Source organism: Bacillus cereus group sp. BfR-BA-01355 (assembly GCF_022663675.1).
GTDB classification, from domain to species: Bacteria; Bacillota; Bacilli; order Bacillales; family Bacillaceae_G; genus Bacillus_A; species Bacillus_A thuringiensis_S.
Genome location: NZ_JAKUFY010000139.1, coordinates 1 through 12,102, shown reverse-complemented (window position 1 = coordinate 12,102; position 12,102 = coordinate 1). Strand labels below are relative to the sequence as shown.

Below are 12,102 nucleotides of genomic sequence, written 5' to 3'. Positions count from 1 at the left end.
AGATGGAAGGGACACACTAAAGGGGAATTGAAGCAAGGAGGGACAATTATGGCAGAGCGTCAATCACTTGAATCGTATATTACACAAGCGGAACAAGCGGTGGAATATGCGAAAGAACAATTAGACCAAGGTATGAGACAAGAGCATTACAATACGATGGAGTATTCGGATGCGCAGTTACAATTAGAACAAGCATATAACGATTTACAAACGATGCAACAACATGCGAATGATGAGCAACGTGAGCAGTTAAATAGAGCACGTATGGCAATTCGCCAATTGCAACATCAAATGATTATTACACCGCACTAATAAGGAGTGAATGTAATGGCGAAACGTTCAGATCAAAATAATCCAGAGCAAAAAACGCAAAATGGACATAACGCTGAATTTTCGAATGAGCTTGATCCGATTGTTCAAGTAAAACAGCGTAATAGTAAAAAAGGACAACCGCAAAAATCGAAACAATCAGAGTAAACCAGGTCGAAATATGACCTGGTTTTATTTTGTTATATGACAATAATGTAAGATTACTGTAAGGTTTGTCGATAGTTGTGAGCAACTTTCTCCAGTAGAGTAAGGAAGGATTAAATTTTATACAAGGAGTTGCTTTATGGGGAACAATATTACAAACAAGCGAATTGATGAGTTAGATTACATTCGTGGCTTTGCACTACTAGGGATTATTTTAGTAAATATTCTCGCACTACTTAACATTAAAATTCCAGATCCTAATACAGTGGATGCTAGCTATCAAAGATTTTTATATTTATTTGTAGAAGGTCGTTTCTTCTCAATCTTCTCATTCTTATTTGGAGTGGGATTCTATATCTTTATTTCAAGAGCGATTGCGAAAGGGAAAAATGGCTATGTTTTATTTTTACGTCGCTTAGTAGCATTATTTATTTTTGGTTTAATTCATCACATGTTTCAGCCTGGAGAAGCATTAGCGTTATACGCAATTTGCGGGTTAATCGTTTTACCGTTTTATAAAGCGAAAAAAGAAGTGAACTTAGTACTAGGAATTATTTTGACAATTGCCTTCAGTGTAATGGGAGTTAAAGAGTTATTACCACTTGGCTTAATTTTATTAGGGCTTGCTGCAGGACAATATCGTGTATTTGAAAATCTCACGCAAAATATAAAGAAAGTCGCTATTTTTACAGGTGTTATGTTTGTTTTAAGTGTCGTAGCTGTATGGTATCAATACGGGCACGTTCCTGCTGAACCATTTATAAATATGATACTTGAGAATGAGGATGGAACAATGAATGCTGCAGGCCAATTTTTAAAAATTGGTGTTACAGTAGGACCTATTATTTCAGCTTTCTATGTTGGAGCTTTAATTTTATTACTTCAATTAAAACCGGTTCAAACATTGTTAGCACCACTGAAATATTATGGACGAATGGCTTTAACAAATTATATTGGACAAACTGCAATGATTTTAATTGCGGGCAGTGTATTTAACTTTGCAGAAAACTTAACGTACATGCAGACGTTATATGTGTGTATTGCAATTTATGCAATTCAAATTGTGTTTAGCGTAATTTGGATGAAGGTCTTTAAAATGGGTCCACTAGAATGGATTTGGCGAGTTGTTACTTACTGGACGGTAACACCTTTAAAGAAATAAAGAGAGAAGTGGGTTGTTCCTTTTGTGGAACAGCCCATTTTTATTGTCATCTTTTTCGGTAAGTCGATATTACTTGTCGAATCGCTAATAAAATTTTCATTTATCAACGAACCTTACACACTCATCTTTTTTATATTACAAAAGTGTAAGGTAAATGTAATGTTAACAAATAGCAGTTCACTTCCAAAAAGCGCAAAATAGGTAATGGAAAAACAAGCGTAGGAGGATATATATGACGAAACCAGTTGTAGACGTGAAAAACGTCCAAAAAGTGTACGGTAAAAAAGGTGAGAACCAATCACATGCGTTAAAAGGTGTTTCATTCTCAATTCAAGAGGGTGAGTTTGTTGGAATTATGGGGCCATCTGGTTCTGGTAAAACGACATTGTTAAATGTAATTTCAACGCTTGATAAAGCAACGGGCGGCGTTGTTGAAATTGCGGGTACGGACATTACGAAAATGAAGCAAGGTGAACTTTCTGATTTTCGTTCACAAAAGTTAGGATTCATTTTCCAAGACTTCAACTTATTAGAGAACTTATCTATTTATGAAAACATTGCACTTCCACTTTCTCTTCAAGGTGTTTCATCACGTAACATTGGACCAAAAGTAGAAAAAGTAGCGGGTATGCTAGGGATTACAGAAATTCTTCAAAAGTATCCATCTGAAGTATCTGGTGGGCAGAAACAACGTTCAGCAGCAGCACGTGCGTTAGTGCATGAACCTGCAATTATTTTAGGGGACGAGCCAACAGGAGCGCTTGATTCTAAAAATGCAACGAGTTTACTTGATGCGATGACAAACTTAAATAAAGATCAAGGCGTATCTATTATGATGGTTACACATGATCCGTATAGTGCAAGTTACTGTCAGCGTATTTTATTCATTCAAGATGGTGAGCTATATAAAGAAATTCACCGCGACGGTACACGTGAAGAGTTTTATAAAGAAATTTTAGATGTGCTTGCGGACTTAGGTACACAAAAAGCGTAAGAAAGGAGGTTCCAGTATGTTATTTAAACTTTCCATGTCGGGGCTGAAAAGTAAGCTGAAAGATTATATCGTCTTACTTGTTGGTCTTGTCATGTCGATTTCAATTTTTTACATGTTCCAAACGTTAGCGCTGAATAAAGCGTTTATCGAATCTAACTCAGTTATTCAATCAATTGGATTCGTATTCCAAGCAGGTTCATTTTTACTAGCTATTATAACGTTCTTCTATATTTTATATGCGAACTCTTTCTTATTATCTCTTCGTCAAAAAGAGTTCGGTATGTATATGATGCTAGGAGCAAAAAAGCATAAAGTTACATTACTTATGTTTATTGAAACGATCGTATTAGGCGCTGCGTCTCTTGCCATTGGTATTACAGTTGGTGTAGGACTTGCAGAGGGTATCGGACAATTATTAATGAAACAATTAGAATTTGCTGGTGAAGGCTATAAAGCATTTTACCTGCCATCTATGACTGTTACTTGCATCTTCTTCTTTGCGCTATTTGTATTATCAGCAATTATGAACAGTATTAAATTATCACGTATTTCTGTACTGCAACTTGTACATGCAGATGCACAAACAGAACGTGTTGTGGTAAAAGGAAAAATGACAGGTTTAGTTGCATTCCTAGCGGTTATTTTATTAGGTATTGGTTATGCAGCTATGATTAATATGGAAACATTAAGAGAAATGGGAATCCTTATTGCATTAGTTACAACAACAGCAGGTACTTATATGCTATTTGGATCACTCCTTCCAGTTATTATTAAAAAGTTAAAGAGTAATAAAAAGCGTAGTGAAAAAGGACTTAATGCTTTTACATTTGCACAATTAAATTTCCGTATTAATAGCTTAACAAAGGTACTTGCAACAGTAGCGATGTTAGTTGCTCTTGGAGCTGGTGCAATTTCAGGTGGTATGGCATTTAAAAATAACGTTATAAAAACGGTTGATGGATTTGAAATTTATGATTCAATTGTTCATAATCCTACAGCTGAAGAGAAGAAAATTTTAGATGGTATATCATTTAAAAATAAAGCTGAGTACCGTTATAAAGTAGACGACAAATATATTTATTATGTAAAAGAAGATTTAGAGAAACATAAGCCATTTATTCGAGATGGTGTAGGTAAAGAAAGTTTCGGTAAATATAAAGAAGTTTCAGGAGAAGCTCCAGTAGGTACAGTAGCAGGAGTGAGGTCAGAACAAGATAAAAATGAAAAAACAATGCCTGAAGAATGGGATGAGGCATTTAGAACAATCCAACCATATTATATATACCAAGATCGTGCCATTAAAGTTGTAGATCAAAAAATGTACGATACTGTAAATGGTAAAGAAGGAATCGTATTTACTGGAAAAACAGACGATTTCGTAGCATACACAAAAGAATGGAAAAAAATTGACGAGTTGCAGCTAGCTAAATATAAAAATGTAAAAGCTGAGCAAATGAGTAGTAAATATCAAGTGTATGACATGTTCTACGGTGTTGCGAGCGGAACAGTGTTTATGGGCTTCTTCCTTGGAATTGCTTTCTTAGCAATGATGGCAAGCTGTCTTATGTTCAAAATTCTTTCTGGTGCATCAAAAGATATTACGCGTTATCAAATGCTTCGTAAAATCGGTGTACGCCGTGAATTATTAACGAAATCAATTTATAAAGAGTTATTCTTAGTATTCTTATTCCCAGCAATTGTGGGTATCGCTCACGTATTAGTTGGTATGAATATTTTCGGATTTATTTTAGTCGATCCGTACTTCCGTATTTGGATACCAATCGTAATTTTCGTAGTTATTTACACGATTTATTACCTTATTACAGTTCAATTGTATAAAGGAATTGTTCTTCCGAAAGAAGATTAATAAAAAACCGAGCGAAATTGCTCGGTTTTTATTATTTTCAGAAAAAATACTTTAATGTTACTGAAATATATAATATAATGTAAATAAGTAACGTAATATAAAAGTAGAAGCAGCTGGATAAGGAAAGGAGGAATCCAATCTATAGAAAGAAGCTGAACTTTTATCCCCTATTTCTTTTCTAACCACAACGTATTTGTACAATCGTAAATTTCCAAATTGAAAATTGCTTGGATCACAAAAGTATATTGTGAAAATAATGGATAATACATGGAAATCTCATAGCATGATAAGGTAAAATGGACAACATGATGAGAAAATTACCGTTCATAAGATGAGGAGAATACATGTATGGAAGTTGTAGAGGCATTAAAAGATATAAGCCAAATTGAGGCTATGAAAAAATATTTAAAAGAGCACTCCCAGCGAGACTATCTTTTATTTGTTATTGGAATTAACACAGGATTAAAAATTACAGAACTACTTGGCATGAAATTTGAAGATGTATTAAATGAAGACGGGACTGTTAAAGAGTTTTATTCTCTTCCTGTGAAAGATGAAAAATTTAAACAAGATATTTATTTAAATACAAAAGTAAAAGAAGCGCTTTTAGATTACGTACAATCTATTGGCGTTAAAAGAGAAAATTACGTATTTCAATCTAATAAAACGCCAAATTCAATTACGCGCCAACAAGCGTATCGTGTAATTCATAATGCTGCAGAAGCAGTTGGAGTTGTTGGTAAGATCGGAACGAATTCAATGCGAAAAACGTTTGGATTTCATGCATACAAAAGAGGGATAGCGATTGCGCTATTGCAAAAACATTTTCATCACGCGACTCCATCAGAGACGCTAAAGTATTTAGGTATCTCAAAGGATGAGACCTTTAAAACGGAGATTGATGTCGATTTATAAAAGCCGTAACTAAAAAAATTAGGAGGCGGAAAATATGAATATTAGAGAGAGTGAACTGCCGGGTATTGGATGTAAGTTTGAAGTGATTACAAAAGGTAATGAAAAGATGGTTATCGTAATTCATGATGATGGCCGAAGAGAAATGTACCATTTTGATGCTGATCATGAGGAGAGTATTTCAAGCGTCTCTCTTCGTGATTCTGAAGCGAGACAAATTGCAGCTATATTGGGTGGAATGGTGTATAGGCCACAAGCTTTAGATACGATTGAAATGGCCTTTGAAGGATTATCAATTGAGTGGTTTAAGGTGGAAAATAATGCACCAGTCGTACAAAAAACAATTGGTAGTTTACATGTCCGAAACACATATAATGTAACGATTATTGCCATTTTGAAAAAGAATATGAAGAAGTTCTTTAATCCAGGCCCAGATTCTATCATTGAAGCTGGCGATATGCTTGTATTATCAGGTGAAAGACATGAAGTAAAAAGAATTATTAATGAGTTGCTTTCAGTAGGAGGGGATTCATAATCGATGGATACTTTAATCTTTGAAGTTGGGACTGCGTTAGTATTAGTCGCTTTTGCAGCTATTCTCGCTGCAAAGTTAAAGTTCTCGATTATTCCGTTTCTCATTATACTCGGTATGCTAGTGGGGCCTCATGCCCCAGATTTAGGGCTTATCGATTTAAGATTTATTGAAAGCGGAGAAGTTATTTCCTTCCTTGGCCGTGTTGGCGTTATATTCCTCTTATTCTATTTAGGCTTAGAATTCTCAATTAAAAAATTAATTAAATCAGGAAAATCAATTGCTTTTGGGGGAACTGTTCATATATCGCTTAATTTTATATTAGGTTTACTTTACGGATATATAATGGGTTTCCCCTTATTAGAAACATTAATTATTGCTGGGATCATAACAATTTCATCGAGTGCAATTGTTGCGAAAGTAATTGTTGATTTAAGAAGATCTGGTAATAAAGAGACGGAACTAATTTTAGGAATCATTATGTTTGACGATATCTTTTTAGCGGTATATTTATCAGTCGTTTCAGGATTAGTACTCGGAGGGGCAACGTCATTTGTAGGTGCTCTCACATCCATTTTAATCGCAGTAGGGTATATGTTACTATTCTTTGTAGTTGCTAGAAAAGCTACAAGGTTTTTAAATAAAATGTTAGATATTTCGTCCAATGAAATTTTTATTATTGTAATATTCGCTATTTTGTTCTTTGTAGCAGGATTTTCAGAAACGATTCATGTTGCAGAGGCGATTGGAGCATTATTACTAGGACTCGTCTTTTCAGAAACGGAGCATAGTGATCGAATTGAACAGCTCGTTGTTCCGTTTCGTGATTTCTTTGGAGCTATATTCTTTTTCAGCTTCGGTTTAAGTATAGATCCATTTTCACTTGGAGGAGCAGTGTGGTTGGCATTAGGAGCAGTTTTTATTACTCTTATCGGTAATTTTACCGCTGGAATGGTTGCGGGGCGTAAAGCGGGATTATCGCATAAGGCTTCTACGAATATTGGTTTAACACTTGTATCACGCGGAGAGTTTTCCATTATCGTCGCGAATATTGGAATTGCGGGCGGCTTAATGGCAACGATTAAACCATTCTCAGCCCTGTATGTTTTAATATTGGCATCGTTAGGACCTTTGTTAACGAAAGAATCTGGGAGAATATATTCCGTATTAGATAAAATATTTAAATGGAGCGCTAAAGAACGTGCGAAGCGAGAAAAAGAAGTTGGATAATATAAATAAGGGGAGACTGTATGAAGTTCATACAGTCTCCCCTTATTTATATTATTGTTACTGATGTCGTTTTTGTCGGTAAGTCGATATATTTTCAAACAGGGATCAGTATAATTTCATTTACCGATGAACCATTATCTGAATTTCATCAACTATTAATCAGTTGCCTTCCTATTTAAAAACGACTACAATTTTACTGTTATATATATGAACGAAAAAAATAGAATAGGAGGGGAAACTATGCCAAGGAAAGTATGGCTATTAGTAGCTGGGATGATTATTAATGTCACGGGTGCTTCTTTTTTATGGCCTTTTAATACAATTTATTTGCATGATCACCTAGGAAAATCTTTATCTGTGGCCGGAATGGTATTAATGATCAACTCGCTTACTGGTGTAATCGGAAACTTGCTCGGCGGTGTTTTATTTGATAAATGGGGCGGTTATAAATCAACTTTAGTAGGAATTGTTATTACACTTGTATCAATTTTAGGTCTTGTGTTCTTCCACGGTTGGCCGTTATATGTTGTGTGGCTAGCGTTAATCGGCTTCGGTTCTGGAATGGTCTTCCCATCGATGTATGCGATGGTTGGTACGGTTTGGCCAGAGGGCGGAAGACGGGCATTTAATGCGATGTACGTTGGACAAAATGTTGGTATTGCGATTGGAACAGCGTGTGGTGGATTAGTTGCATCATATCGTTTTGATTATATTTTCTTAGCGAATTTTATTTTATATTTTGTTTTCTTCTTAATTGCTTTTATTGGATTCCGTGGTATGGAAGACAAGAAAGAGCCAGGAGTGCAAAAGGAAATCGAAACGAAAAAAGGTTGGTCACTTACACCTGGATTTAAAGCACTTCTGATCGTGTGTGTAGCATATGCTTTATGCTGGGTTACATACGTACAGTGGCAAGGAGCGATTGCAACACATATGCAAGAATTGAATATTAGCCTTCGTCATTATAGTTTATTATGGACGATAAATGGAGCTATGATTGTTTGTGCGCAGCCACTTGTTAGTATGCTAATTCGCTGGATGAAGCGTTCTTTAAAACAGCAAATTATGATTGGAATCTTCATTTTTGCGGCGTCATTCATTGTGTTAAGTCAAGCGCAGCAATTTACGATGTTCCTCGTTGCGATGGTAACATTAACAATCGGTGAATTATTTGTGTGGCCAGCAGTTCCGACGATTGCAAATATACTTGCACCAAAAGATAAACTAGGTTTTTATCAAGGTGTTGTAAATAGCGCGGCGACTGTAGGGAAAATGTTCGGGCCGGTCGTTGGCGGAGCGATTGTTGATTTATACAATATGGAAGTATTGTTTATAGCAATCATGGTAATGCTTGTAGTAGCGCTTATAGCAACGAGCATGTATGATAAACGAGTAAAAGTAGAAGAAACAGTTGAAGAAAAAATTGCAGTTTAGTTTGACGGAACATGTAACATGTTTTAGAATATATTTAAATAAAACAACCTTTAGAACAAGGGAGATAGCTCGGCTGTCTTAAGACGAATTCGTTAGTTATTAAAAGTAACGATTAACCGAGAAGCCCCGCTTTAAGTAAGCTTTTTAGAGATACTAAGTGGAGGGTAGTTCACATTAACTCATATGTGTAATAACAGTGAGAAGGAGTAGTAGTAATAGAAGCTGGTTTAGAGAGTTGACGGTCGGTGCAAGTCAATCCACGTTTCGTTATGAACTCGCCTTTGAGTTGCAGTTGTGAAACTAATAGTAGCAATTGCCGTTAATCCACGTTACGGATCTAAGCGAATGTATATTTTTACATTAATTTAGGGTGGTACCGCGGGAATCTATAACCTCTCGTCCCTTTCTAGGGATGAGAGGTTTTTTGTATTTTGGGCGGTGAAAATAAATAGAATTTCAAGGAGGGTATCTCATGAGCTTTAATCATCAAGATATTGAGAAGAAGTGGCAAGGGTACTGGGAAGAGAATAAAACATTCCGTACGCCAGATGAGACAGAAAAACCAAAATTTTATGCACTAGATATGTTCCCATATCCATCAGGTGCAGGCCTACACGTAGGACATCCAGAAGGTTATACAGCGACAGATATTTTATCTCGTATGAAGCGTATGCAAGGGTATAACGTTCTTCATCCAATGGGATGGGATGCATTTGGTCTTCCAGCAGAGCAATATGCACTTGATACTGGAAATAGCCCAGCTGAATTTACAGAGCATAATATTAATACGTTCCGTAACCAAATTAAATCACTAGGTTTCTCTTATGATTGGGACCGTGAAGTAAATACAACAGATCCAAACTACTATAAGTGGACACAATGGATCTTCTTAAAACTATTTGAAAAAGGCTTAGCTTACGTTGATGAAGTACCTGTAAACTGGTGTCCAGCACTTGGTACAGTACTTGCAAATGAAGAAATCATTGACGGTAAGAGTGAGCGTGGTGGACATCCAGTTGAGCGTCGTCCGATGAGACAGTGGATGTTAAAAATTACAGCTTACGGAGATCGTCTATTAGAAGATCTAGATGAGCTTGATTGGCCAGAAAGCTTAAAAGATATGCAACGTAACTGGATCGGTCGTTCTGAAGGTGCAGAAGTACACTTCAATATCGATGGTACAGACGAGAAGTTCACAGTATTCACAACGCGCCCTGATACACTATTTGGTGCAACATACTGTGTACTAGCTCCGGAACATGCACTTGTTGCAGAAATTACAACAGCAGAACAAAAAGAAGCGGTAGAAGCTTACATTAACGCTGTAAAAATGAAGAGTGACCTAGAGCGTACAGAACTTGCGAAAGAGAAAACTGGTGTATTCACTGGTGCTTACGCAGTTAACCCAGTAAACGGTGAGAAATTACCAATCTGGATTGCTGACTATGTTCTTGCAACTTACGGAACAGGTGCCGTAATGGCAGTTCCAGCTCATGATGAGCGTGACTATGAATTCGCATCAGTATTCAATCTTCCGATGAAGGAAGTTGTAAAAGGCGGAGATATTACGAAAGAAGTGTACACAGGTGATGGTGCACACGTAAACTCAGCATTCCTTGATGGATTAAATAAAGAAGAAGCAATCGCAAAAATGATTGAATGGCTTGAAGTAACGAGCGCAGGAAATCAAAAAGTAACGTACCGTCTGCGTGACTGGTTATTCAGCCGTCAACGTTACTGGGGTGAGCCAATTCCGGTAATTCACTGGGAAGATGGGACAATGACAGCTGTGAAGGAAGAAGAATTACCATTAGTTCTTCCGAAAACAGAAAACATCCGTCCTTCAGGTACAGGTGAATCACCACTTGCTAACATTGACGAGTGGGTAAATGTTGTTGATCCTGAGACTGGTAAAAAAGGTCGTCGTGAAACAAATACAATGCCACAATGGGCTGGTAGCTGCTGGTATTACCTACGTTACATCGATCCAAACAATAGCGAAGCACTTGTAGATCCTGAAAAAGTAAAACAATGGCTTCCAGTTGATATTTATATCGGCGGAGCAGAGCATGCTGTACTTCACCTACTATATGCTCGTTTCTGGCATAAAGTATTATACGATATCGGTGTAGTTCCAACGAAAGAGCCGTTCCAACAATTATTCAACCAAGGTATGATTTTAGGTGAAAACAACGAGAAAATGAGTAAATCAAAAGGTAACGTTGTAAACCCTGATGATATCGTAGCAAGCCACGGTGCAGATACACTTCGTCTATACGAAATGTTCATGGGACCATTAGATGCTTCAATCGCTTGGTCTGAAAATGGTCTTGACGGAGCTCGTCGTTTCCTAGACCGCGTATGGCGTCTATTCGTTCAAGATAACGGTGAATTAAGTGAGAAAATTACTGACGCACCAAATAAAGAGCTTGAAAAAGCTTACCACCAAACAGTGAAGAAAGTAACAGAAGACTATGCAGAGCTTCGCTTCAACACAGCGATTTCTCAAATGATGGTATTCATCAATGATGCATACAAAGCTGAAACACTTCCGAAAGAATATGTAGAAGGTTTCGTAAAAATGATCGCACCAGTTGCACCTCACATCGGGGAAGAGCTATGGAGCAAACTTGGATATAATGAAACAATCACATATGCAAGCTGGCCAATATTTGATGAGTCTAAACTTGTAGAAGATGAAGTTGAAATCGTTGTTCAAGTTATGGGTAAAGTTCGCGCAAAACTAACAATGAGTAAAGACGCATCAAAAGAAGAAATGGAACAACTTGCACTTGAAGCAATTCAAGACCAAATTGAAGGGAAAACAGTTCGTAAAGTAATTGTTGTTCCTGGAAAACTTGTTAACGTTGTTGCAAACTAATTCATTCTAAATAAAAGCTCAGAGCATTTATGCTCTGAGCTTTTTTGTGTAGAAAATAATCTCTGGATCACTTTAGTCTAAGTTTTCAATTATTCCACTACGTATAAATAAAAGAGCGGAATTCCCATACAGACAAACACCTATTTTTCTATAGGAAATATGATAAAAAAGGTAGGCTAAATTGAGTAGAAGAGGTGAAAGGAATGAAAGGGATGGACAATAATGCACCACATGGCTTCTTCGGAGGTGAATCGGATAGTTATGAACAAATGATGTTAATGGGAGGGGCTGGCCAACAAGGATACGGTGGAATTCCGAGCTGGATGGGTGGAGCAGCAGGAGGGTTCCAAACATCGGTAGCTGGCATGCAAACTGGAATGCCTACATCAATGGGGGGCTTTTCGACATCAGGGGGTGGAATGCCTACAGTAACAGGAGGATTTCCGACATCAGTAGCTGGCGTACAGACAGGATTTCCAGTAGGAGCACCAACTACATTTCCTTCTTTCGTTGGAGGAGTGCAGACAGGATTCCCGGTACCGGGAGTGGGTGTTGTAGCTGGAGGAATAGGTGGGTATCCGCAAGTTGTTCACGGTCATCATGGACATCACCATCA

Annotated in this window: 11 protein-coding genes, 1 pseudogene and 1 other annotated feature; all 12 genes and pseudogenes read left to right on the top strand. The window is 37.1% G+C overall.

What is annotated here, in order from left to right; genetic code table 11:
* The first annotated feature begins 48 nt into the window (after positions 1 to 48).
* Positions 49 to 312, top strand: coding sequence for a YtzC family protein (locus MR167_RS28075; protein ID WP_000840869.1), 264 nt, complete (start codon positions 49 to 51; stop codon positions 310 to 312).
* A gap of 15 nt (positions 313 to 327) precedes the next feature.
* Complete coding sequence (locus MR167_RS28070) at positions 328 to 477, top strand: hypothetical protein (RefSeq protein WP_001129340.1); 150 nt, start codon at positions 328 to 330, stop codon at positions 475 to 477.
* A gap of 136 nt (positions 478 to 613) precedes the next feature.
* Positions 614 to 1,636: a DUF418 domain-containing protein gene (locus tag MR167_RS28065; protein ID WP_000527709.1), complete on the top strand. Its 1,023-nt coding sequence runs from the start codon at positions 614 to 616 to the stop codon at positions 1,634 to 1,636.
* 232 nt (positions 1,637 to 1,868) lie between these two features.
* Positions 1,869 to 2,630 carry an ABC transporter ATP-binding protein gene (locus MR167_RS28060; protein ID WP_242316019.1) on the top strand — a complete coding sequence of 254 codons (762 nt, stop codon included), beginning with the start codon at positions 1,869 to 1,871 and terminating at the stop codon, positions 2,628 to 2,630.
* 16 nt (positions 2,631 to 2,646) lie between these two features.
* Positions 2,647 to 4,497, top strand: a complete 1,851-nt coding sequence (locus MR167_RS28055) for an FtsX-like permease family protein (RefSeq protein ID WP_000897786.1) — start codon at positions 2,647 to 2,649, stop codon at positions 4,495 to 4,497.
* Between the two features lie 348 nt (positions 4,498 to 4,845).
* Positions 4,846 to 5,412, top strand: a complete 567-nt coding sequence (locus MR167_RS28050; RefSeq protein ID WP_000454200.1) for a tyrosine-type recombinase/integrase — start codon at positions 4,846 to 4,848, stop codon at positions 5,410 to 5,412.
* 34 nt (positions 5,413 to 5,446) lie between these two features.
* Positions 5,447 to 5,944 carry a cation:proton antiporter regulatory subunit gene (locus MR167_RS28045; RefSeq protein ID WP_001026053.1) on the top strand — a complete coding sequence of 166 codons (498 nt, stop codon included), beginning with the start codon at positions 5,447 to 5,449 and terminating at the stop codon, positions 5,942 to 5,944.
* A 3-nt stretch (positions 5,945 to 5,947) separates the two neighbouring features.
* Positions 5,948 to 7,171, top strand: a complete 1,224-nt coding sequence (locus MR167_RS28040) for a cation:proton antiporter (protein ID WP_000380177.1) — start codon at positions 5,948 to 5,950, stop codon at positions 7,169 to 7,171.
* 20 nt (positions 7,172 to 7,191) lie between these two features.
* Positions 7,192 to 7,350 (top strand): hypothetical protein, encoded by a 159-nt coding sequence (locus tag MR167_RS28035; RefSeq protein ID WP_175463803.1) that lies wholly within the window; start codon positions 7,192 to 7,194, stop codon positions 7,348 to 7,350.
* Positions 7,351 to 7,411: 61 nt separating this feature from the next.
* Positions 7,412 to 8,605, top strand: a complete 1,194-nt coding sequence (locus MR167_RS28030) for an MDR family MFS transporter (RefSeq protein ID WP_001137549.1) — start codon at positions 7,412 to 7,414, stop codon at positions 8,603 to 8,605.
* 187 nt (positions 8,606 to 8,792) lie between these two features.
* Positions 8,793 to 9,012 (top strand) — a binding site (T-box leader).
* 65 nt (positions 9,013 to 9,077) lie between these two features.
* Positions 9,078 to 11,486 (top strand): leucine--tRNA ligase, encoded by a 2,409-nt coding sequence (leuS, locus tag MR167_RS28025; RefSeq protein ID WP_000009441.1) that lies wholly within the window; start codon positions 9,078 to 9,080, stop codon positions 11,484 to 11,486.
* Positions 11,487 to 11,689: 203 nt separating this feature from the next.
* Positions 11,690 to 12,102 (top strand): annotated as a pseudogene (locus MR167_RS28020) (hypothetical protein); the annotation flags it as partial.

What these genes read in the sequence shown, in the direction of transcription:
- MR167_RS28075 (WP_000840869.1), top strand. Translation starts at nt 49, where the DNA reads ATGGCAGAGCGTCAATCACTTGAATCGTATATTACACAAGCGGAACAA.
- MR167_RS28070 (WP_001129340.1), top strand. Translation starts at nt 328, where the DNA reads ATGGCGAAACGTTCAGATCAAAATAATCCAGAGCAAAAAACGCAAAAT.
- MR167_RS28065 (WP_000527709.1), top strand. Translation starts at nt 614, where the DNA reads ATGGGGAACAATATTACAAACAAGCGAATTGATGAGTTAGATTACATT.
- MR167_RS28060 (WP_242316019.1), top strand. Translation starts at nt 1,869, where the DNA reads ATGACGAAACCAGTTGTAGACGTGAAAAACGTCCAAAAAGTGTACGGT.
- MR167_RS28055 (WP_000897786.1), top strand. Translation starts at nt 2,647, where the DNA reads ATGTTATTTAAACTTTCCATGTCGGGGCTGAAAAGTAAGCTGAAAGAT.
- MR167_RS28050 (WP_000454200.1), top strand. Translation starts at nt 4,846, where the DNA reads ATGGAAGTTGTAGAGGCATTAAAAGATATAAGCCAAATTGAGGCTATG.
- MR167_RS28045 (WP_001026053.1), top strand. Translation starts at nt 5,447, where the DNA reads ATGAATATTAGAGAGAGTGAACTGCCGGGTATTGGATGTAAGTTTGAA.
- MR167_RS28040 (WP_000380177.1), top strand. Translation starts at nt 5,948, where the DNA reads ATGGATACTTTAATCTTTGAAGTTGGGACTGCGTTAGTATTAGTCGCT.
- MR167_RS28035 (WP_175463803.1), top strand. Translation starts at nt 7,192, where the DNA reads ATGAAGTTCATACAGTCTCCCCTTATTTATATTATTGTTACTGATGTC.
- MR167_RS28030 (WP_001137549.1), top strand. Translation starts at nt 7,412, where the DNA reads ATGCCAAGGAAAGTATGGCTATTAGTAGCTGGGATGATTATTAATGTC.
- leuS (WP_000009441.1), top strand. Translation starts at nt 9,078, where the DNA reads ATGAGCTTTAATCATCAAGATATTGAGAAGAAGTGGCAAGGGTACTGG.